The following is a 23,409-nucleotide window of genomic DNA, read 5'->3' as shown; positions in this document are numbered from 1 at the left end:
TGTCTGACATCTAAAAATCTACTTAGAAAATAACTGCCCCAGTATAATCCCCGCTGCCATAGAAACATTCAGGCTTTCTGTAGACTGGGATTTCCCGAATCTTGGGATTGTGATGCATTTTTGAAGAAGTTTCTCCGTTTCCGGTCTCATTCCGTTTCCTTCATTACCAAGAATAAGATTAAGTTTTCCAGGTCTTTCAAAAGAATAAATATTTTCGCCATCCATATCCGTTCCTATATTGATATTTTCTGTTTCTGAAAGATATTTTACAAGATTTGTGTAAATAATATTCACGCGGGTAAAAGAGCCCATGGTAGCCTGAATTACTTTAGGATTATACACATCCACAGTATCTTCGCTGCAAATAATCTGCTCTATTCCGAACCAGTCTGCCAGGCGGATAATAGTTCCCAGATTCCCCGGATCCTGAATTCCGTCAAGAACCAGCTGAATGTCTTTATCTTCTGTGTTTTTCTCTTCAGGCAGGTAACAAACCGCTACAGAATCTTTAGGAGTTTTAAGGAAACTGATCTTTTTCAGCTCATTTTCAGTGATCTGGATGATAGAAGAATCTGTCCGGTCCAATTTTTGCGGATCAGTAGAAAATATTTCTTTAACTTTAATATTAGATTCAGAAAGTTCACAAATGATTTTATTACCTTCAACCAAAAACAAATTGTATTTTTGTCTGAACTTCTTTTTATCTAAAGACTGTAAAATTTTTATTGTATGAGCTGTAAGCATTATAAGAATTCTCCTCAAAAATATTATAAAATTATCTCATTTGCAACATTTGTTGGTCTCCTTTATGCGTGCAGTACAACCAAAAAAGTTCCGGAAGGCGAATATCTGCTTACCAGGAACAACTTTAAGTTTGAAGATAAGAAAGAATCTTTTGATGAAGAACTGAAAGATTACGTTCAGCAGAAGCCCAATAAAAAGCAGCTTCTTTTCATGCCTCTGAGTTTGGGATTTTATAATATGGCCAATCCTAAATATGATACCCTGCTTAATGAATACATGACTTATCCCAGTGAAATGAGAAATCAAAAATTAAGAGATTCTCTTTTCCTTAAATATGATATGAAAAGCAGTGTGGGAAAAACACTTTTTATGGACCGTTTGTTTCACAGCTGGGGAACTCCGCCTGTAATTCTTGATCAGACGAGAAGTGAGAAAAGTGCTGAATCTATTAAAAAAAGACTTATTTACAGAGGTTTTTGGGATCCTGATGTCAGTTTTAAACATGCCCTTGATACTGCATCAAGAAAAGCTGCCGTTGATTATTTCATCAGGCATAATGATCCTACATATATTAAAGATTATTACTACAATATTACAGATCCTACCGTTAAAGGTCTCTACTGGCAAAAGCTCGACAAGAGTCTTATAAGATCCGGGCAAAGGCTTGACCAGACCGTTCTTGAGAAAGAAGTAACAAGGATTACAGACCTGATGCGTGAAAACGGATATTACAGGTTCAACAGTTCCAATGAAGAGATTTATTTCGTGGCAGATTCCCTGAAAAGTAAAAAACAGGTTCCTCTTACACTGGAAATTCATAAGGATTCTGCAGACCATCCTTATAAAGTAGCAACCATAGGAAACATTGATGTAGCAATTGTTAATGAAGCTGGCGATTTTCCTAAAAATACGGTGAAGGACAGTTTAAGAAGAATAAGGTTCCATAAAATGGACAACAGCTACAAAACAGCTTCTTTATGGAGAGCTGTGATTGTAGACAGTAAGAAAGTTTATGATCAGAAAAGCCTTGACCTAACGAAGAGAAATTTCATTGCAATGAATAACTTCAGTATTCTGAAAGCAAGGGATTCCCTGAGAAGAGGCGGCGGTACTTCACCTAATGACAGTATTGTTGATGTACTTTATGTACTAAAACCGCTTCCTAAATATGAGCTTAAGCTGGGAACGGATATCAATTATTCCCAGATTCTTAATCTTGGGGTATCCCCTTCCGTAGACCTTACCACCAGAAATGTCTTCAAAGGGGCGGAAAACCTTTCTACAAGTATTTCAGGAACATTCGGATCTATCAGAAGTACAAAGAATATTGATAAAAGAGAGCTTGCCTATGAAATTTCAGCACAGGCTTCCCTTAATTTCCCGAGACTTCTGCTGCCATTCAATTATTATAAGTTACTTCCCAAAAGATATACCCCGACCTCTTCCATACTTTTAGGAGCTTCGGTACAGAACAATATTGGTTTGGGAAGAGTAAACTTCAATACCGGACTGAATTACCAGGCGAATGTAAACGACCAGGTTTCACACAGACTTACCCTTTTCAATACGCAGGTCAGCCTTACGAAAAACAAAGATGCTTATTATGATTATTTCAGTAATGATGAAGACATAAGGAAAGATGTGTTTGCAGGTTATTTTGCAGGTAAACCTGAACTTGGAGCACAGTTCAATTCCGGACAGGTAAGCATTGATTATGTTTCTGAGGAAATTCTGAAAGATATAGATTATATAACATCGCTGGACAAACCGGGACAGGATCTTATTTTAGCATTTATGGGATCACTGGTTAATAAAGACAGACAGACCCAGGATGTCCTTATTTCTTCCATGATCTATAATTTTGTTTACAATGAGATTGGTAAAAAAGATTATCCAAACGCTTTCTATTTTAACGGTAAAATAGAGCTTGCCGGTAATATTTTAAGCATATTCAATCAAAAAAGAGATGCCGGAGGTGTTGTAACCAGTCCGCAGAGAACAATCTTCGGAATTCCTTATGCCCAGTTCGTCAAGTTTGACATCGATACCAGAAAGTATTTTAAGTTTAATGGCAACCAGACGTTGGTTTTACGCCAGTTCATCGGGGTAGGTATTCCTTACGGGAACTCTACAGATATGCCTGTTATTAAGTCTTATTTCAATGGTGGATCTAATGATATCAGGGCTTGGGTAGCATTTGGAGGATTAGGACCTTCAGATTCTCAGATTGATGAAAGAGTCCGTACCTATATGACGAATAACGTAAAGCTAACCACCAATATAGAATACAGGGTTCCGTTCAATGAAATGTATGAAGGAGCACTATTTACCGATATAGGAAATACATGGAGCATCAGGAAACCGGATGGAACCGGTGGCTACGGTGATGAATTCAAATTCAATAAATTCTTAGGGCAAATGGGGATCGGCAGCGGTTTCGGTTTAAGGGTAAATGTAGCATACATCACTTTCAGACTTGATCTCGCTTATAAGATCTATGATCCGAATAAACCTGAAGGTGACCGTTGGAGATTTAAAAATTTCCAGCCTTTTAAACCTACCCTGAATATTGCATTCGGATACCCTTTCTAATCCGGAGAAATTCCCAATATGAAATATACTACAGCAACCACTCTGGCAAATACTTCCCTGATCTGGTTTCTGTAGTAACTTTCAGGCTTTGTAACATCCTGTGCATCAAAACCCAGCGCATTCATATTATTATTTCTTGCAAAAAACAGGGCACGCAGGTTATGGAACCCCTGTGATACAATAATTACGTCTATCTTTTTATAGACGTCTTTACAGCGCAAGATGCTTTTATAGGTATTAAACCCTTTCGGATCTTCAATAATAATATCTTCAGGAACTCCTTCCTGGTTTACCAGATAATTCTTCATTGCAGCAGGTTCATTATATCCTTTGCTTTTTTCTCCGCTTACAATAATTTTTTTGATTTTTCCGTGATGATAAAGAAGTGCCGCCGCATCCATTCTTTTGGTAAAATAAGGATTGGACAGGCCGGATCTCATTTTGGGAGAAGTTCCCAGCACAAGGGCAATTTCCCGTGGGGGAATTTTGGAGATTTTGGTATAGGTACGCCCGTTTGTAAGCCCGAAAACCCAGGCATTACAAAGACATATCAGCAGAATCCCTATTTCCGCTGAAACAAAACCTAAGTTAAATATGTTCCTGATGATTCTCAACTAAGATCAAAGTTAAGCTTTATTTTTTTACTTTTTGCAATAGACATACATGCCAGTATTTTTCCCTGCGCTTCTTCCTTTTCGGTGAGGTACTCATTTTCAAGCAGCTCCACCTCTCCTTCTTCAAGATAGCATTCACAGCTTCCGCAGATACCGGATTTACACGAGTAAGGTACAGGAAATTTCTGGATCAGCAGCTGCTGAAGGATCTTTTCTTTATTATCAGGAAGATGGGTTTCATACTCTTTTCCGAATATTTTAAATTCAACCTCTATGTTTTCAATCAATGAAAATTCTCTTTCTACAGGATAAATATCCTCATTGTACTCCTCAAAAAGTTCAAAATGAATATTCTTTTTCGGAATTCCGTGATGGTAGCAGGCATTTGCCAGTGATTTGATCATCTCTCCTTTTCCGCAGATCAGCACTTCATCTACTGCATCCCATATCGTAGACTCTTCATCAGTATCATCCAGATGCAGAATCTGATTAATGATAAGGTTCAGCTTCTTTTCATCCAGTCTTCCGTAGAAAAACTGGTCAGCCGTTTTCTCCCGTGAAAAGAAATAGAAAATCTGAAGCCTGTCGTCATAAGTTTTGACAAGATGGTCGAGTTGATCTCTATAAATAAGTTCTTCTGAACTTGTATTGCCGAAAAATAAAAAAAGCCTGGTACGGGGTTCGTTGTGAAGGATGTTTTTGAAGTGGCTCAAAATCGGGGTTATTCCTATTCCTGCTGCAAAACCAACGATTGTCCTGAACTCGTTTGGTTTGGAAACCAATGTAAACCTTCCGGAAGGCTCTCCTATCATCAGTTCATCTCCGGTGTTATAGTTTTTAAACAACTCTGAAGTAGCTCCTTCAGAAGAGTTTACCTTTATCCCTAGGCTGATTTTTTTCTCATAAGGTGCCGATGTCATTGAATAATCATTAATAACTTCCGTACCATGAGCAATAAATTTTATGCTTACAAATTGTCCTGCTTCGAACTTGAAATTGTCCTGCAAATTCCCGGGAATATCGAATTCCAGAGAAAAAGTATTTTTGGTCAGTTGTTCCTTTTTCGCTATTTTTAACGGATGAAACTGTATCAGTTTCCCTTTATAGATTTGTTGTTCCATACTTCAACTCAAAAATAGTCAAAAAATAATTTATGAAGAAGATAATTTTATCCACGCTTATCCTCACTGCACTTTACAGCTGTAAAAAAGATGGTCAGAAAACGGAAAACACGGCTATTGAAGATTCCGTTACTGTATCAGAAAATACAGCTTCTTCTGCATCAGGAGCTTATGTTTCAAAGGAACTTTCTCCTGAGGATCTCGGAAAATTTCTGGCTCAGAAAAATGATACTTTATATGTAACTAATTTCTTTGCAACCTGGTGTGGACCATGCATAAGAGAAATTCCTCATTTTAAGAACAAAATGCAGGAACTACATGGAAAACCTGTAAAATTTACATTTATCAATCTTGATGATAAATCTGAATGGAACAGTTCAGTGAAAACATTTGCACAGGAAAATAATCTTGCCGGTAATATCATTCTTTTGGATGGGCAGAAGCTGGATGCTACTTTTTTCAGTAATAATTTCAAACAGTGGGACGGCGGATCCATTCCTTTTACCTATCTGAGAAAAGGAGATAAAACTGATGAATACTTAGGTATGATGACCGAAGAAGTGCTGAACTCTAAAGTTGATGCACTTTTAAAATAATATATCCGGATTCTTTCTGATCATGTCAAAAAAATTCAAAATCCTGTGTTTACTGCTGACAGCTGCCATTATTTTTACTGCTGTGATCAACCTGAATACAGGATTTTTAAGTTTGGGTATACAGGATTTTTTTCAGAATACTGCTCAAAGCCAGATTGCGGAGATCCGTGTCAACCGTATTCTGGTGATGCTTTTAGCCGGAATTTCGATTCCTACTTCCGGTTTCCTGATGCAGGAATATTTTCAAAACCCGCTGGCTGGTCCGGATATTTTAGGAATTACCTCTGTAGCCAGTTTATCGGTAGCCTTTTACATTTTCTTTTCCCATGATTTTTTAATCCCGGAATTTCTGCAAAACAGTTTTCTCAGTCTTTCAGCTATTGCGGGAAGCTTTGTTTTGATGCTGATCTTGCTTTCCATGTCGAACAGATTTCAGGATAAATCTTATCTTATTATATTTGGATTTCTTGTTTCGGCATTTGCAGGTGCTGTTGTTTCATTATTACAGTTCTATGCAGAAAATCAAAGTCTGAAAAACTATATTTTATGGTCTTTCGGTGCTAATAATATGGTGACAAGAAACCAGATCTATGTATTATCTATTCTGGTTTTTACAGGAATGTTTTTTTGTTTTAAAACCATAAAGCCATTGATAGGCAATTCTTTGGGAACTTCTTATGCACAGAGTTTGGGAGTTAATCTTAATCAGTTAAAAATCCTGATCATTGCATCTTCTTCCCTGCTTTCAGCTTCTATTACAGCCTTTCTGGGACCTATTTTATTTATTGGGATCATTGTTCCACATTTCTGCAGGCTGATCTATAATCCGTCCAAATTATGGCAGCAATGGATTCTTAATATGTTTCTTGGAATGCTGGTGATGATGCTTTTCTCTGTAATAGCTGAAAAAACACAGATTCCGTTGAATGTGATAAGCTCTGTATTTGGAATCCCTGTTATTTTGTTGATGCTTTTAAAACAGAATAATGCTTAATAAATATGAACAATAAATTAAGATCTGCTTGATCTGCTCAATCTGCGGGAGAAAAAATAAAAAATTATACGCTCGCAGATTTAGCAGATTAAGCAGATTTTTGAGAAATTAAGTGTTATTTTTTTAAAGAAACGAGAAGTCAGAATTGTCAATTATTTATGAAATTACAACAGCATAAAAATTTGTTCAAGTCGAACTTGTTGCACTTTAAAAACAGTATTTTTGTAAAAATTATTCTTCCGATTAATTAACCAATCCAATGCACCTACAAATCAGACAAGTCGATATAGGCTACGACCAGACTTTAATTTCAAATGCCAACGCAGATCTGAAACTGGGTGACGTATGCCTTCTGATTGGAAATAACGGTGTGGGAAAAACAACGCTTATCAAATCTATTTTACATCAGATTTCCCTTTTAAGCGGTGAAATTTTAATGGGTCAGAAAAATATAAAAACCCTTTCCGTTAAAGAAATTGCAGAATATATAGCTGTTGTATTTTCAAAATCAAATGTTCCGCAGCATTATACAGTTGAAGACCTTATTTCGCTGGGAAAATATATTTATTATCCATTTTATTTTGAGCTTAAAAAAGAGGACAGGGATGAAGTTGCACAAATCATCAATGACCTGGAACTGAGCCAGTATAAACATACCCTTCTTAAAAACCTTTCAGACGGGAATTTGCAGAAAGCGTTCATCGGACGAGCCATCACTCAAAATTCTCCGGTAATTATCCTGGATGAGCCAACAACCCACTTGGATGAAAAGAACAAGCTCATCATTTTAAAAACTCTGCGCAAACTGGCTAAGGAACAAAATAAAATCATCCTATTTTCTTCCCACGACTGGAGATTGGCTAAAGAATTCGCAGACAAGATATGGTACGTAAAAGATAACCAGCTTTTTTCAGGGATTGTGGAAGAAGTGCTGCTTCAGCATGAAGAGCTTATTAATGTTTCATTATTTCAGGTGAATGAAAGTTTTGTTCCCCCTTCCATTGATGCACCGCCTGTTCACAAAGAAATGCTATACTCTTTATTACAGAAAAATTTCGAAAAAGACCTTTCAGCCCTACATTTTGAGTATAAAAATGGTTTTTGGGGTATCCTCACCGGCACCACCAAACAACAATATGAATCTTTCGAAGAAATAGTCAATTTCGTTAAAAACGTTCATTAATACTGCATTTCTGTTAAATATTTCACATACTATGCATGCATAGTATTATGCTAATCATATAATTTAATCTATTTATTATCAGCGTATTAACAAAATTTAACGTTAATAAATACTATGCATGCATAATATTTACTACATTTGGGTAACACCATTAGTGAATAAATGATGGATAATAATAAAGAAAAAATAGAAAACGTAGATTTAGTTTTGAAGCAGACCTGGCTGGCTGTTTCTAAGATGTACACAGAACTTGCCCAGGAGCATGATTCTACAGCTGTACAGGCCCTCACTCTTCTTAAAATTGATCCCAAAGAAGGAACCCGGAGTACCAATTTAGGTCCTAAAATGGCTATTGAACCCACTTCTTTAACCAGAATTATCAAACTTCTGGAAGATAACGGATATATCTATAAGGAAAAGACCACTGCCGATAAAAGGGAAGTGATTATCAAACTTACAGATAAAGGATTGAATTCAAGGAACATGTCAAAAGAAGTGGTCGTTAATTTTAACAAAAAAGTGATGGAAAAGATTGCTCCGGAAAAGATTGAAACCTTCAAGGAAGTAATGTCTGAAATCATGAAGATTGCCAACGAACTATTAAACAACAGGAAATAAATTATAATGAAACCATATGGTTCCATATGACCTTATTAATAATAAAAATTTACATATGAAAAGAAGAATCAAACATGTAACGGTTCTTGGTTCAGGAATTATGGGCAGCGGTATTGCGGCACATTTCGCCAATATTGGTGTGGAAGTGTCCCTTTTGGATATCGTTCCTTTTGAACTGACAGAAGCTGAACAGAAAAAAGGTTTGACCAAAGATGACAAAGCGGTAAGAAACAGAATTGCTTCTGAGAACTTTGAAAAACTGAAAAAAGCTAGTCCTGCCCTTCTCTATTCTCCCAAATTTGCAGATAGGATTAAAGTAGGAAATTTTGATGATGATCTTCAGAAAATCAAAAATACAGACTGGATCATTGAAGTAGTTGTTGAAAAGCTTGACATTAAGAAATCTGTTTATGAAAAAATTGAACAGTTCAGAAAATCAGGAACATTAATTTCTTCTAATACATCAGGAATTCCTATCCACTTTTTGACGGAAGGAAGAAGCGATGATTTCAAAAAATATTTTGCAGGAACACACTTCTTCAACCCGGTAAGATACCTTCCACTTCTGGAAATTATCCCAACAAACGATACAGATCCGGAAATTGTAGATTTCTACATGACGTATGGAGCCAAATTCCTGGGAAAAACAACCGTTTTAGCTAAAGATACTCCGGCATTTATTGCCAACAGAATCGGGGTTTTCTCTATGATGGATCTTCTTCACAATGTACAGAAATTAGGATTAACCGTTTCTGAAGTTGATAAATTGACAGGACCTGTAATCGGACGTCCAAAATCAGCCACATTCAGAACAGCTGACGTTGTAGGTCTTGATACATTGGTGATGGTAGCCAACGGTGTACGCCAGAGCGGTGCTGAAGCCAATAATTTCAATGATGTTTTTGCCCTTCCTGGTTATATCCAGAAAATGATGGATAACAAATGGCTGGGTTCCAAAACTGAGCAGGGATTCTATAAAAAAGTAAAAAATGCAGAAGGAAAATCTGAAATCCATGGGTTAAACCTCGATACATTAGAATATGAACTTCAGGGGAAATCTTCCTTCCCTACTTTAGAATTAACTAAAAATATAGATAAACCAATTGACAGATTTAAAGTTTTAATTGGTGGAAAAGATAAAGCAGGAGAATTATACAGAAAATCTTTAGGGGCATTATTCGCATACGTTTCTCATAAAGTTCCTGAAATCTCTGACGAAGTTTATAAAATTGACGATGCCATGAGAGCCGGGTTCGGATGGGAAAACGGTCCGTTTGAGATTTGGGATGCTGTAGGCGTTCAAAAAGGTATTGAACTGGCAAAAGATGCCGGCTATGAAGTTTCAGACTGGGTTAAAAATGTAGAGAGCTTCTATAAAGTAAATGATGAAGGTCAGAGCATTTTCGTTGATAAAAATTCAGGACAATACAATACAATTCCAGGTCAGGATGCATTCATCATCTTGGATAATATCAGAAAAAATAAAACACTTTGGAGTAATTCCGGAGCAGCTATCGAAGATCTTGGTGACGGTATCATCAACTTCGAGATCCGTTCAAAAATGAACTCTCTTGGAGGCGAAGTTCTTGACGGATTAAACAGAGCCATTGATTTAGCTGAGAAAGAATATGATGGTTTAGTTGTAGGAAACCAGGGAGCCAATTTCTCTGTGGGAGCCAATTTAGCAATGATCCTGATGATGGCCATCGAACAGGACTGGGATGATCTGAATATGGCAATCGCTTACTTCCAAAAATCCATGATGAGAGTACGTTACTCCTCTATTCCTGTAGTTGTTGCCCCTCACGGAATGACCCTTGGTGGTGGTTGCGAAATGACCATGCACGCAGACAGAGTTGTAGCAGCAGCAGAAACTTACATTGGTTTAGTTGAAACCGGAGTTGGTGTAATTCCTGGCGGCGGCGGGACTAAAGAACTTACATTAAGAACTTCCAGAGAATTCCACAGTGATGATGTTAAAAACAACAGACTTCGTGAAGCCTTCATGAACATTGCTATGGGTAAAGTAGCCACTTCAGCCTACGAAGCTTATGATATGGGAATTCTTGAAAAAGGAAAAGATATTGTATCCGTAAGCAAAAACAGACAGATCGCCGAAGCTAAAAAAGTAGCAAAATTATTGGCAGAGCAAGGTTATACCCAACCTATCGAGCAAAAAGTAAAAGTTTTAGGAAAAGACGCTTTAGGAATGTTCTACGTAGGAACAGACCAGATGCTTACCGGAAACTTCATCTCTGAGCACGATAAGAAAATCGCAGACAAATTAGCTAACGTTATGGTCGGAGGAAATCTTTCTGAACCAACCGTAGTAACTGAACAATACCTATTGAACCTTGAAAGAGAAACATTCCTTCAGCTTTGCGGTGAAAGAAAAACTCTGGAGAGAATTCAGTACATGCTTCAAAATGGAAAACCGTTGAGAAATTAGAAGGAAGCTCCGTAGGAGCGACCTGTTAATAGCAATTAATAATTTAAAATGTTATTGAGCCTCGTAGAGGCGACCTGTTAGTTTTTATGGCAAACACATACACCCAAATTTATATTCAAATTGTTTTCGCTGTTAGAGGGAGGCAAAACCTGATTCCAAAGGAAAACAGAGAAGAATTACATAAATTTATTACAGGTATTATTGCCAATAGAAATCAAAAATTATTTGCGGTTTTTGCAATGCCGGATCACATTCATATTCTTGTGAGTATAGGCCCAACAATATCAATTTCAGATTTGGTTAGAGATATTAAAGCAGGTTCATCAAAGTTTATTAATGAAAAAGGATGGATTAACGGAAAATTCAGTTGGCAGGAAGGATATGGAGCCTTTTCTTATTCTAAAAGCAATGTAGATTCCGTTGTAAAATATATCTTAAATCAGGAAGAGCATCATAAAAACAAAACATTTAAAGAAGAATATTTGGATTTTATGGAAAAATTTGAAATTGAATATGATTCAAAATATTTATTTGAATGGATTGAAGATTAACAGGTCGCTCCTACGGAGCTCCGTAAATTGCAAAAAAGCTATGAACAGTTTACCTCTACGAGGCAAAAAAATTCAAAATTTTAATTAAACAAAAAATATGAAAACAGCATATATAGTAAAGGGTTTCAGAACTGCCGTTGGAAAAGCTCCAAAAGGAAGTTTAAGATTCACAAGACCCGATGTGATGGCCGCTACAGTTATTGAAAAATTAATGGCTGAGCTGCCTCAATTAGATAAAAACAGAATTGATGACCTTATTGTAGGAAACGCCATGCCGGAAGCTGAACAAGGTTTGAACGTAGCCCGTTTAATTTCTTTAATGGGTTTAAATACAGACAAGGTTCCCGGAGTTACCGTAAACAGATACTGTGCATCAGGAAGTGAGGCGATTGCGATTGCTTCCGCAAAAATTCAGGCAGGAATGGCGGATTGCATTATTGCAGGAGGTACAGAATCCATGTCATATATCCCGATGGGAGGTTACAAACCCGTTCCGGAAACAGACATTGCCAAAACAAACCCTGATTATTACTGGGGAATGGGTTATACAGCTGAAGAAGTTGCTAAACAATACAATATTACAAGAGAGGAACAGGACCAGTTCGCTTTTGAATCTCACATGAAAGCTTTAAAAGCCAATCAGGAAGGAAAATTTGCCAATCAGATTGTTTCCATTCCTGTAGAATATAACTTCCTTGATGAAAACCAGAAAATGCAGACTAAAAAGTTTGATTTTTCTGTAGATGAAGGCCCTAGAGCAGACACATCATTACAAGGCCTGGCAAAACTTAGACCGGTATTCGCTAACGGAGGAAGTGTAACTGCCGGAAACTCTTCTCAAATGAGTGACGGAGCTGCATTCGTAATGGTAATGAGCGAAGAAATGGTAAAAGAACTAGGACTTGAACCGGAAGCAAGATTAGCAGCTTATGCAGCAGCAGGTTTAGAGCCGAGAATTATGGGAATGGGCCCAATCTATGCTATTCCAAAAGCTTTAAAACAGGCAGGTCTTGAATTAAAAGATATTGACTTAATAGAATTAAACGAAGCATTCGCATCACAATCCGTTGCTATCAAAAAAGAACTAGGTCTGAATCCTGATATTCTGAATGTAAACGGAGGGGCAATCGCTCTAGGTCACCCGCTTGGATGTACAGGAACAAAATTAACCGTTCAGCTTCTTGACGAAATGAGAAGACGCGGAAACAAATACGGAATGGTTTCTATGTGCGTAGGTACAGGACAGGGAGCAGCTTCAATCTTTGAACTTCTTTAATTAATTATAGATTTAAATTATAAATTTTAGATGAAATGAGTTTCAAAGAAGACAATTTGATCCAAATAAAAACTTTTGATTTTGCTTTAAGAATAATTAAATTTTATACTCATTGTAAATCTCAAAATGAATTTATTTTATCAAAACAAATTCTTCGCTGTGGAACTTCAATTGGCGCAAATGTAGAAGAAGCAATTGCAGCCCAGTCTAAAAAAGATTTTATCTCAAAACTTTCTATTGCAAATAAAGAAGCAAGAGAAACTAAATATTGGTTAAGACTTTATCAATCTTCAAATTTAGTTCAAATTGAAATAGATTCTTATTTGAAAGAAATTGAAAGCATTATTAATATTTTGACCAAAATCATAAAAACTTCATCTGAAAATTTATAACGAAAATCAATAATTTAAAATTTATAATCTAAAATTTAAAATCATAAAATAATGAGTAATACACTTAATAAAACACTGAAGGGCGGAGAATTCCTGATCAAAGAAATTCCTGCAAATGAAATTTTCAGTATTGAGGAACTGAATGAGGAGCAAAAAATGCTTCGTGACTCTGCAAAAGAATTTATCGACAGAGAGGTTGTTCCGCAGAAAGAGCGTTTTGAGAAGAAGGATTATGCATTTACGGAAGAAACAATGCGTAAACTTGGAGATATGGGATTGCTTGGGATATCAGTTCCTGAAGAGTACGGAGGTTTGGGAATGGGCTTTGTAACAACAATGCTTGCCTGTGACTATATTTCCGGAGTAACAGGTTCATTGGCTACAGCATACGGAGCACATACCGGAATCGGCACACTTCCTATCGTTCTTTACGGTACTGAAGAGCAGAAAAAGAAATATCTTCCGGATCTGGCTACAGGTACAAAATTCGGAGCTTACTGCTTAACAGAGCCGGATGCAGGTTCTGATGCCAACTCAGGAAAAACAAGAGCAAAACTTTCCGAAGACGGAAAACATTATATCATCAACGGACAGAAAATGTGGATCTCCAATGCAGGATTTGCTGATACTTTCACTTTGTTTGCCAAAATTGATGATGATAAGAATATCACAGGTTTCATTATTAACCGTTCGGAGCTTGAAAATCCGGGAAGCATTACTTTCGGTGAGGAAGAACACAAATTAGGAATCCGTGCCTCTTCTACCCGTCAGGTTTTCTTCAATGATATGAAAATTCCGGTGGAAAATCTTTTAGGAGAAAGAAACAACGGTTTCAAAATCGCTTTAAATGCATTGAACGTAGGCCGTATCAAATTGGCCGCAGCTTGTCTTGATGCACAAAGAAGAATTCTGAACCATTCAATTCAATATTCTAATGAAAGAAAGCAGTTTGGAGTTTCTATTTCTACTTTCGGAGCCATCAGAAAGAAAATTGCTGAAATGGCAACAGGTGTTTTCGTAAGTGAAGCAGGATCTTACAGAGCGGCAAAAGATGTTCAGGATAAAATTGATGAGCTTGTAGCAGGCGGAATGGATCATCAGGCTGCAGAGCTTAAAGGTGTTGAAGAATTCGCTGTAGAATGTTCTATTCTTAAAGTTTTCGTATCTGATCTTGCACAGCACACTGCTGATGAAGGTATCCAGGTATACGGAGGAATGGGATTCTCTGAAGATACGCCGATGGAAGCTGCATGGAGAGATTCAAGGATTTCAAGAATCTATGAAGGAACCAATGAGATCAACAGATTGTTATCTGTAGGAATGCTGATCAAGAGAGCAATGAAAGGAGAACTGGATCTGTTGTCTCCGGCAATGGCTATCAGCAAAGAATTAATGGGAATTCCTTCATTTGAAGTTCCTGATTATTCAGCATTCATGAGTGAAGAGAAAGCTATCATCGCAAATCTTAAGAAAGTATTTTTAATGGTTTCCGGAGCTGCCCTTCAGAAATTCATGATGGATATTGAGAAGCAGCAGCACTTATTATTGAATGCCTCTGAAATCCTTAACCAGATCTATATGGCAGAATCTGCTGTATTAAGAGCTGAAAAGCACTTCTCTCCTGATTCTGTAGAAGCAGCAATGGCACAGCTTAATCTGTACAAAGCCGTTGAAAAAACAATCGTAGCCGCTAAAGAAGGAATTATTTCTTTCGCAGAAGGTGATGAACAGAGAATGATGCTTTCCGGGTTGAGAAGATTCACAAAATACACCAACCATCCGAATGTAGTGGCTTTAACTGAAAAAATTGCTGCACACTATATTACTAAAGGAGCTTATTAGTCTTTTATAACATAAATTTGATTTAAAGCGTCTCATCTTTTTGAGGCGCTTTTCTTTTAATTTAAACACTGAAAAATCCATAACAAACAGAAATGCAAACTGATATATAAAAAATCTATAGGCTTCAGGAGTCTAAAATTCCATTATTTTTTTTATTTTTATTTAAAATTCAAAAAACCTTATGAAAATCCTATTATTTCCTTTATTCCTGATTCCTGTTTACAGGATATTGAATCCCGACATTCCTGAAAAAACATCAACAGACACAAAAAAGGCACAGCCTTCCAAATAATCAAAAAACAAAAAATTTATTACTATGGGAAAATTTGTTATCTCGAAAAGGACAGACAATGACTTCAAGTTCAATCTGAAAGCCGGAAACGGACAAGTCATCCTAACAAGCCAGGGATATGGCTCAAAATCCTCATGTGAAAACGGTATAGAATCCGTACGCATCAACTCACAGGATGATTCAAAATTTGAAAGGAATACGGCGAAAGATGACCGCTGTTATTTCAATTTAAAGGCAGGAAACGGTCAGATCATAGGAACCAGCCAGATGTACGAATCCGAAAACGGAATGGAAAACGGTATAGAATCTGTAAAGAATAATGCTCCGGGTGCCTCTGTAGAGGATGAAACCGTTCTTTAATACTGTGTACAATAATCTTAATAAAAATGTCTTATTTCTTAAGGCATTTTTTATTTACTGTATTAAAGTAATAATTAACCTGACAAAAATATCAATATAAATGACTGATAAACTGCAAAAAGTTAAAAATTTAATAGACAACGGCCACTATGAACCGGCTATTGATATTTTAAACAACTTAAATGGATTATCTCCAAAGGATGAGCGTTATAGATTACTGCTGCTCTCTTATTCTTTGTATAATATCCGGAAATATAATTTGGCAATTACGATTGCTGAAACATTGCTGCAAAAAAACAGTAACAACGAGTATGCCTCACAAATAAAATATCTGTCCTGTGTTGAATTGAAAGATTATGACAGGGCTTTAGATGAAATAATCAGTTTTCTGTCCGTGAATAAGGCTAACCTCTATAAAATAACATTAGAAGAACTGTTAACTGATATAAAAGATGGATTTATTAATAACAAAGATATATCTGATAAAATAAAAGAGCTGGCATTAAATAATAATATCAGTCTTTAAAAATAATTATTTTAACAAAATAAAACTTAGTAAAATAATCTCAATAAAAATGTTTTATTTTTTAAGGCATTTTTTATTTTTGTATTCTATTTTCAATGTGAAATGACAAAAGAAGAAATGCTCAACCGGGCAATAAAAATAGCTGATAAAGCACATAAAGGACAAACCGATAAATATCACGCCCCTTATATTGCCCATGTAATGCGTGTTATGGAATACGGTAAAACAATAGATGAAAAGATTGTAGGCATACTTCATGACGTGGTAGAGGACCATCCGGAAGAATTCAGCCTGGATTATTTAAGAACAGAGGGATTTCCCGAGTACATTATCTTTGCAATCAGTTGCCTGACCAAACTTGATCCGGAAGAGGATTACGATGAATTTATCAAAAGAACGGAAAGATCCCCTCTTGCTGTTGCTGTAAAATTGAATGACCTTCGTGATAATATGGACCTGAGAAGGGTAAACAGGGAGCTTACCCCAAAAGACATCAAAAGATTCAACAAGTACCTGAAAGCATACCGCTATCTGATAGAAAAATATTAATCCGCTCCCGGGAAATCGTACGTTTTTGTTGGGTGGTTTGTACCGTCAATATTGATGTTTAAAGCTAGATAAATAAAGTGAAGGTTTTTATTTCCTTTCGCTTCAAATTCACGTTGCCATAAATAGCCTGTAAGGATTCCGAAATAATCATCAATCTGATAGCCGAAACCGCCATATACCCTGTTTCTGGCAAACGTAGGCTTCATTGGGCTTACCAGGAAAATTTCGTCATAAGCATTCGCGAATACCGTTCCTTTTTTAACGGTTTTTGCATTCAGGGGAACACTTACGTTTAAACGGTATCTGTAACGCATTCTCTGGGAAGCTTTGTCTGTTGCAGGCTCATAGAACCAGCTTTTTTCCGCACGGAAACGGTTTTCAAACTTAACGATTCCTTTTTTCAGGTCAATAACGTCCTGAAGCCATACCCTGAACTCTTCTCTGTTTAAACTGTGATCTTTATAATTCACATATCTTCCCAGACCGATGAAAGGTTTATGGTTTTTTGTGAGATTGTAACCTAATCCTCCTTTAATCTCATAATAATCCGGATAGGTATAATCCTCATTTCCTCTCAGCTGACCTTCTGCATAGAGGAAAAATTTAGGGTGAAACTTATAGGTCAGAGTTACTGCATTGAAACTGGAAACATGTTCCTGCGCTTTGAAAATGGTCAGACTTAAAAGTAAACTCAGACTTAAAAAAAGTTTCATAAAAAATTTTTGCAAAAATAAATTATTTAACAAATTGTTAATATTAACTTTCATTCATTTCAATTTAACATTTACTTAATATTGATCGTGTATGAGAAGCCTATGTGGAACCATCTCTGAGGCATTTCAACGCCAAAAGCTTCCGTATATTTTGTATTTGTTAAATTATTAACCAGCACGTACACAGAAAGATCTTTCCTGGCAAAAGTCAGTTTTTCATCCAGAAGGTTATAAGTTCCAAGATTCATTCTTTCATTATACCTGTACACCAGTTCATTGGTAAAATACTGTAAGAATCTGGTTTCCAGTTTTGCAACAACCTGATGTTTTAAATTATCAAGAATATATCGTGAAACAAACTCATTGGATTCGCTTATTTTACTGTCCAGATAGGTATATCCTGCCGTATATTTCAGCCAGTTGAAAACCTTGTGGCTCAATTCTACTTCCACTCCTTTTGTATCAATTTTCCCAACGTTCTGTGCATACCAAATAGGAGCATTGATATCTTTCTTTATCCAGTCAATGGAATTTTCAGAATTCCTCATAAATCCGCTTACTTTTGCCAGAATTTTACTGGTCTGGTACTGATAACCTATTTCGGATGAAACGGCGTTCTCAGGAAGCAGATCTGGGTTTCCCTGCTCTGTTTTACTCATATAATAAAGGTCTGTAAACGTAGGAACCCTGTGAACCCTCGCCACATTTCCGTAGATTTTATTATTTTGATTGAAATTATAGCCTACATCCAAACCGGGATAGAAAAAATTTCCTTCTTTTGAGTAATTTGCCCAAGAAATTCCCGGACTGATATTCAGTTTTTTATCCAGTAGAGAAAAATGATGTTCAAAGAAAACCTGTGAAACAAAACGGTTTCTTTCCCCTAAATTATTACTTGCCAGAAACTCTTTTCTCAGCTCAACACCCACTCCCGTAGTTCCCAGTCCCCACTGATAGCTGGAATTCACTTCCCCGCCTACATTATTCCCGATATGCATATTTCTGTAACCGTTTGGCTTATTCCTGTCATAAAGGTACATATCCTGTCCTCTTCTCCAGTATACATTTGAGCTCAGTTTCAAATTACCAAACTTCTGCTGATGGGCCAGGCTTACAATAGAAGCCTGCGTTTCCTCATACTGTTCAGTTGCACTTTTGGATGCATAAAAACCATTGGCCCCGAATTTCTTTTCTGAAAAACCGGCCTGCAGTTTAAGGTCACCGTTTTTAATATTCAGTTTACTCTGATAGAAAACATTCCGGATTTCATAATCCGTATTGTACATATATCCCTGGGATGTGGCAGAATTGGCCTGAAGCGAGTTAGAGAACTTTTCATTTCCCAGCTGTGCGTTGAAGCCGAAACCGTAAGTTTCATAATCTCCGCCTTCAGCACTTATTTTTACCCTCTTTCCGGGATTTGTTTTTGTAATAATATTGATAACCCCTGCGTAGGCATTCTGTCCGAACCTTCTGGCTGCAGGACCTTTGATGATCTCAATTCTTTCCACATCATCCATATCCACAGGAACATTCATAGAATTGTGTCCCGTCTGGGAATCATTCATCCTGATACCGTTCAGCAGTAAAAGAACCTGTTCAAAAGAACTTCCTCTAAAACCTATATCACTCTGCACTCCATTCGCTCCTCTCCTTCTGATATCCATTCCCGGAACCTGCTGAAGAACTTCATCAATACTTTTTGCAGGAGAATTTGCAATATCCTCTTTTGTAATAACCGTAATATTCTGATTGGCGCTTTTATAAGGTGTTGAAATAAATTTACCCTGAAATTCAATGCTTTCAATATCCGTAGGCTTTTCCTGTGCATGGGCATAAAGCATTGATCCCAATAAAAATATACTTCCAATCTTCTTGATCATAATAGTTCCCGTTTTGTTCTTAACCAGTTTCTTTAATAATGGCCTCAAAAGTAAGGGAGTTCCCGAAGACAGGCAAATGATAGTTATCATAAAAAAAGATGCAGTATGAGGATACTGCATCTTTTGAGGGAAGTAATTTTATCTTTTTCTCATTAAATGCGTAACAAGATCTCTGAATAACTTTCTCATTTCTATATTACATATTTATGAATACAATTTTAAATAATTTTAAAATACAAAACAATAGTAAAATGTAAAAACTTAACGAAAATCTTAAATTATTTCAAAATACCGTGACAATACACCATTTAAACAACCTTATGGATATCAATCACTTATTCCCAAAAGCTACTTACGCTTATTAAAAGTTTAATGCATTTTATCCTGCATATTTCAGGGGAATATATTTCTCCTGAAGAAATTTTAAACACATGATTTTCACTAAAATTTCGTAATTTTGTAGGTCTTAATTTTTAAGATGGAAACAATCTTTTTCCAAAGATAAAACATGGCTAAAACAATAGAAATAGATATAAAAAAACAGATTTTCGTTAAGAATGCACATCTTAACAATCTGAAGCATATAGATGTTCTCATTCCGAAGAACAAACTGATCGTAATCACGGGAGTTTCCGGAAGCGGAAAATCTTCCCTTGCATTTGATACCATTTATGCGGAAGGGCAGAGAAGATATGTGGAGAGTTTGAGCTCCTATGCACGTCAGTTCTTAGGAAAACTGGAAAAACCAAAAGTAGACGACATCAAAGGGCTTGCACCTTCTATTGCCATCCAGCAGAAAGTGATTTCGTCCAATCCGCGTTCTACAGTAGGAACCTCTACTGAAATCTACGATTATATGAAACTCCTTTTTGCAAGAATCGGAAAAACTTTTTCTCCGGTATCAGGTGAAGAGGTAAAGAAAGATTCCGTTTCAGATGTAATCGATTTTATCAAGACATCCAAAAAAGAGACTTCATTTTTACTTACGGCTCCTTTGGAATATGATGCAGCCAATTTTAAGGAAACACTGAATATTTTAAAATTAGCAGGATTTACAAGACTTGAAATCAACGGCAACGTAGCCGGTATTGAAGACCTTGAAAGCTTCGGTTTTACTCCTGAAAAAGAAATGATCATTAATCTTGTCATTGACCGTTTTTCTTATGAAGAAGATGAAAGTTTCCTTCAGAGATTGGCAGACTCTATCCAAATGGCATTTTATGAAGGTCATGGTTATTGCGCACTGAAGAACGCGGATACAGGAAAAATAAAGGAATTTTCAAATAAATTTGAGCTGGACGGCATGGAATTCCTTGAACCGAATGTTCATTTTTTCAGCTTTAATAATCCTTACGGAGCCTGTCCCGCCTGTGAAGGCTACGGAAAAGTAATAGGAATAGATGAAGACCTTGTTGTTCCTAATAAAACGTTGTCCGTTTATGAGGATGCCGTAGTTTCCTGGAAAGGTGAAAGCATGAGTGAATGGAAAAAAGCATTCATTAAAAAAGCGGGAGACTTCCCTATCCATAAACCTTACCACCAGTTAACCAAAGAACAGAAATCCTTCCTGTGGAAAGGTGACGGAAAAAGCAGCTTTCCTTCCATTAATAATTTCTTCAAAATGCTTGAAGAAAACCTATACAAGATCCAGTACCGCGTTATGCTCTCCAGATACAGAGGAAAAACCCTTTGTCCTACCTGTGAAGGCTTGCGATTGCGTGAAGAAACAAGCTGGGTAAAAGTAGACGGACACAATATCCAATCTATGATCGAGCTTCCGCTGGATGAATTATATCCTTTAATAGACGGTTTAAAGCTTTCCGAACATGATCAGGAGGTTGCCAAAAGACTATTATACGAGATCAAAACCCGTATTGAATTTTTATTAAAAGTAGGTTTAGGATACTTAACATTAAACAGAACCTCCAATACCCTTTCAGGAGGTGAAAGCCAGAGAATTAACCTTGCCACAAGTTTGGGAAGCTCTCTTGTTGGATCCATCTATATCCTGGATGAACCTTCTATCGGGCTTCATTCAAGAGATACGGAAAACCTGATCGGAGTTCTAAAAAATCTCCGTGACCTCGGAAATACCGTAATTGTAGTTGAACATGACGAAGACGTTATGAAAGCTGCTGATTATATTATTGATATAGGCCCGGAAGCCGGTTATCTCGGCGGTGAGCTGGTATTTGCCGGAGATTACAATGATCTTAAAAATGCAGATACACTTACCTCAAAATATTTAACCGGAAGAATGGAGATTGAAGTTCCTAAAAAACGCAGAAAAGCTAAGGAATGGATCCATATCAAAGGGGCAAGACAGAATAACCTTAAAAATATAGACGTAGATGTTCCCCTGGAAAGCCTTACGGTGATCTCGGGAGTTTCCGGAAGCGGAAAATCTACCCTGATGAAGGAAATTTTAACCAATGACATCCAGATCCAGCTTGGAATGGGTGGTAAAAAAGGAGATTATGATTCCGTAGAGTTTCCAAAGAAACTGATCAAAAATATTGAGCTGATAGACCAGAACCCTATCGGAAAATCTTCACGGTCCAATCCTGTTACTTACCTGAAAGCCTATGATGATATCAGGGACCTTTTTGCCAAACAGAAAATTTCAAAAATGATGGGTTACAAGCCCAAGCATTTCTCATTCAATGTAGACGGAGGAAGATGTGATGAATGTAAAGGTGAGGGAATAATTAATGTTTCTATGCAGTTCATGGCGGATATTGAACTGGAATGTGAAGTCTGCAAAGGAACCCGTTTCAAGAACGAAATCCTGGAAGTAAAATTCGATGAGAAAAGTATTTCCGATATTCTTCATATGACTGTAGATGAAGCACTGGAATTCTTTAAAGATAATAACGAAGAAAAAATCGTTACCAAACTGAGACCTCTTCAGGAAGTAGGATTAGGTTATCTGCAGCTGGGCCAGAGCTCTTCTACCCTTTCCGGAGGTGAAGCACAGCGTGTGAAGCTGGCCTCTTTCCTTGTTAAAGGAGTAACAACGGATAAAACCCTGTTTATTTTTGATGAACCTTCCACAGGACTTCATTTCCACGATATCCAGAAACTGTTGAAGTCATTACAGGCATTGATAGACCTTGGTCATTCCGTAATAGTTATTGAACACCAGCCGGATATTATCAAATGTGCAGATTACATTATTGACATTGGCCCGGAAGCAGGAAAATATGGCGGTGAAGTTGTTTTTGCCGGAACTCCGGAAGACCTGGCGGAAAATAAAAAATCGCACACAGCAAAATACATCAAGGAAAAACTTGAGAACTAAAAGATAAACAGAGAGCCAAAATGACTCTCTGTTTTTTATTAAATTAAGATTCGTTTATACATTGTATAGAAACGGACTTTTCCTGATATAAGTTTCATTATCAATCTGGGAAACCAAAAACTCAGACAGATCGGCTGCACTGATTTTCTCCCCCAAACAATCTTCCAGATTAGTTTCTGTTGTAAAATGCTCAGAAGTCGGAATAATCAATGGAAGCCTGACCAGCGTCCAATCCAGATTACTGTTGACGAGGATTTCATACTCCTCCTGCTTATTTTTAGTCGTCTTTGGATAATTCTGGTACATCCAGTCGGTTGCTGCTTTTACCTTATTGTTCTTATGATCAAATGGTGTATTTACATTCAAACCGGTGATGGTAATATACCTTTTAATTCCATGGAAATTCATAGATTGGATAATATTTTTTGTCGCATCCCTGAATATAGGTTCTTCCCCAACAGGCTGCCCTATTTTACTGATTACTGCACTGCAATCTTTAACAAGACGGTCTACAGCTTCAAAATCTCTTGCATCTCCCTGTACAATCTCAATTAAAGGGCTTTCAGTGGTAAAATTTTCAGGAGTACGCAGTAACAGCTTTATGGAATATTCCCTTTTCAGGAGTTCCTGAACGAGATAGTTTCCGGATTTTCCGGTTCCGCCTATTATGGCAATTTTATGTGTTTTCATAATGTTCTCTTTATGATTTATAAAATGTAGTTAATGAATGAGAATATTCATGCATTGATCATCATTTTCTTTTTAATTTTAAATAATAGTAGAATTGGGTTCAGAAAATTTGAACCTTAAGGT

The 23,409-nt window shown here is 36.8% G+C and carries 20 protein-coding genes; 14 read left to right on the top strand and 6 right to left on the bottom strand.

The window, feature by feature from the left end:
* Positions 1-18: 18 nt before the first annotated feature.
* Positions 19-744 carry a TrmH family RNA methyltransferase gene (locus HNP36_RS04495; RefSeq protein ID WP_184159993.1) on the bottom strand — a complete coding sequence of 242 codons (726 nt, stop codon included), beginning with the start codon at positions 742-744 and terminating at the stop codon, positions 19-21.
* On the opposite strand from HNP36_RS04495, the gene HNP36_RS04490 reads away from it, so the two are divergent.
* Positions 730-3,336, top strand: a complete 2,607-nt coding sequence (locus HNP36_RS04490; protein WP_184159995.1) for a BamA/TamA family outer membrane protein — start codon at positions 730-732, stop codon at positions 3,334-3,336. The two genes, HNP36_RS04495 and HNP36_RS04490, sit on opposite strands and share 15 nt — an antisense overlap.
* Here the strand turns inward: HNP36_RS04490 and HNP36_RS04485 are convergent.
* The gene (locus HNP36_RS04485) at positions 3,333-3,941 is read right to left on the bottom strand and encodes a vancomycin high temperature exclusion protein (RefSeq protein WP_410494174.1); all 609 of its coding nucleotides are present in this window, start codon (positions 3,939-3,941) and stop codon (positions 3,333-3,335) included. The genes HNP36_RS04490 and HNP36_RS04485 overlap by 4 nt on opposite strands.
* A gap of 5 nt (positions 3,942-3,946) precedes the next feature.
* Entirely contained in the window at positions 3,947-5,071 is a 1,125-nt protein-coding gene (locus HNP36_RS04480; RefSeq protein WP_184159999.1) for an iron-sulfur cluster-binding domain-containing protein, read from the bottom strand.
* Positions 5,072-5,103: 32 nt separating this feature from the next.
* On the opposite strand from HNP36_RS04480, the gene HNP36_RS04475 reads away from it, so the two are divergent.
* The 12 genes from HNP36_RS04475 (at position 5,104) to HNP36_RS04420 (ending at position 16,699) form a co-directional block, all read left to right on the top strand.
* Positions 5,104-5,667 (top strand): TlpA family protein disulfide reductase, encoded by a 564-nt coding sequence (locus HNP36_RS04475; protein WP_184160001.1) that lies wholly within the window; start codon positions 5,104-5,106, stop codon positions 5,665-5,667.
* A 22-nt stretch (positions 5,668-5,689) separates the two neighbouring features.
* On the top strand, positions 5,690-6,661 hold the full coding sequence (locus tag HNP36_RS04470; protein WP_184160003.1) for an iron ABC transporter permease: 972 nt from the start codon (positions 5,690-5,692) through the stop codon (positions 6,659-6,661).
* A gap of 259 nt (positions 6,662-6,920) precedes the next feature.
* Positions 6,921-7,844, top strand: a complete 924-nt coding sequence (locus tag HNP36_RS04465) for an ABC transporter ATP-binding protein (RefSeq protein ID WP_184160005.1) — start codon at positions 6,921-6,923, stop codon at positions 7,842-7,844.
* A 165-nt stretch (positions 7,845-8,009) separates the two neighbouring features.
* Complete coding sequence (locus HNP36_RS04460) at positions 8,010-8,462, top strand: MarR family winged helix-turn-helix transcriptional regulator (protein WP_034727924.1); 453 nt, start codon at positions 8,010-8,012, stop codon at positions 8,460-8,462.
* A gap of 55 nt (positions 8,463-8,517) precedes the next feature.
* Positions 8,518-10,911 (top strand): 3-hydroxyacyl-CoA dehydrogenase/enoyl-CoA hydratase family protein, encoded by a 2,394-nt coding sequence (locus tag HNP36_RS04455; protein WP_184160007.1) that lies wholly within the window; start codon positions 8,518-8,520, stop codon positions 10,909-10,911.
* A gap of 86 nt (positions 10,912-10,997) precedes the next feature.
* Complete coding sequence (gene tnpA / locus HNP36_RS04450) at positions 10,998-11,462, top strand: IS200/IS605 family transposase (RefSeq protein WP_184160009.1); 465 nt, start codon at positions 10,998-11,000, stop codon at positions 11,460-11,462.
* A 97-nt stretch (positions 11,463-11,559) separates the two neighbouring features.
* Positions 11,560-12,738, top strand: a complete 1,179-nt coding sequence (locus HNP36_RS04445; protein ID WP_184160011.1) for an acetyl-CoA C-acyltransferase — start codon at positions 11,560-11,562, stop codon at positions 12,736-12,738.
* Between the two features lie 35 nt (positions 12,739-12,773).
* The gene (locus tag HNP36_RS04440; protein ID WP_184160013.1) at positions 12,774-13,130 is read left to right on the top strand and encodes a four helix bundle protein; all 357 of its coding nucleotides are present in this window, start codon (positions 12,774-12,776) and stop codon (positions 13,128-13,130) included.
* Positions 13,131-13,181: 51 nt separating this feature from the next.
* Positions 13,182-14,972, top strand: coding sequence for an acyl-CoA dehydrogenase family protein (locus HNP36_RS04435; RefSeq protein WP_184160015.1), 1,791 nt, complete (start codon positions 13,182-13,184; stop codon positions 14,970-14,972).
* Between the two features lie 316 nt (positions 14,973-15,288).
* Positions 15,289-15,624, top strand: a complete 336-nt coding sequence (locus tag HNP36_RS04430) for a YegP family protein (RefSeq protein ID WP_184160017.1) — start codon at positions 15,289-15,291, stop codon at positions 15,622-15,624.
* A gap of 100 nt (positions 15,625-15,724) precedes the next feature.
* Positions 15,725-16,150 (top strand): hypothetical protein, encoded by a 426-nt coding sequence (locus HNP36_RS04425; RefSeq protein WP_184160019.1) that lies wholly within the window; start codon positions 15,725-15,727, stop codon positions 16,148-16,150.
* A 102-nt stretch (positions 16,151-16,252) separates the two neighbouring features.
* Positions 16,253-16,699: a phosphohydrolase gene (locus HNP36_RS04420; RefSeq protein ID WP_184160021.1), complete on the top strand. Its 447-nt coding sequence runs from the start codon at positions 16,253-16,255 to the stop codon at positions 16,697-16,699.
* On the opposite strand, the gene HNP36_RS04415 is transcribed toward HNP36_RS04420, so the two are convergent.
* Positions 16,696-17,412, bottom strand: coding sequence for a DUF2490 domain-containing protein (locus HNP36_RS04415; protein ID WP_184160023.1), 717 nt, complete (start codon positions 17,410-17,412; stop codon positions 16,696-16,698). The two genes, HNP36_RS04420 and HNP36_RS04415, sit on opposite strands and share 4 nt — an antisense overlap.
* A 71-nt stretch (positions 17,413-17,483) precedes the next feature.
* Entirely contained in the window at positions 17,484-19,295 is a 1,812-nt protein-coding gene (locus tag HNP36_RS04410) for a TonB-dependent receptor plug domain-containing protein (protein WP_184160025.1), read from the bottom strand.
* 508 nt (positions 19,296-19,803) lie between these two features.
* Between HNP36_RS04410 and uvrA the strand changes: the two genes are divergently transcribed.
* Positions 19,804-22,596 carry an excinuclease ABC subunit UvrA gene (gene uvrA, locus HNP36_RS04405; protein WP_184160027.1) on the top strand — a complete coding sequence of 931 codons (2,793 nt, stop codon included), beginning with the start codon at positions 19,804-19,806 and terminating at the stop codon, positions 22,594-22,596.
* A gap of 54 nt (positions 22,597-22,650) precedes the next feature.
* Here uvrA and HNP36_RS04400 read toward each other — a convergent pair whose 3' ends face one another.
* Complete coding sequence (locus HNP36_RS04400; RefSeq protein WP_184160029.1) at positions 22,651-23,286, bottom strand: NAD(P)-dependent oxidoreductase; 636 nt, start codon at positions 23,284-23,286, stop codon at positions 22,651-22,653.
* Positions 23,287-23,409 lie beyond the last annotated feature (123 nt).

Source organism: Chryseobacterium shigense (assembly GCF_014207845.1).
Taxonomy (GTDB): Bacteria; Bacteroidota; Bacteroidia; order Flavobacteriales; family Weeksellaceae; genus Chryseobacterium; species Chryseobacterium shigense_A.
Note: the sequence above shows the minus strand (reverse complement) of the source record. Positions and strands in the feature narration are given on the sequence as shown.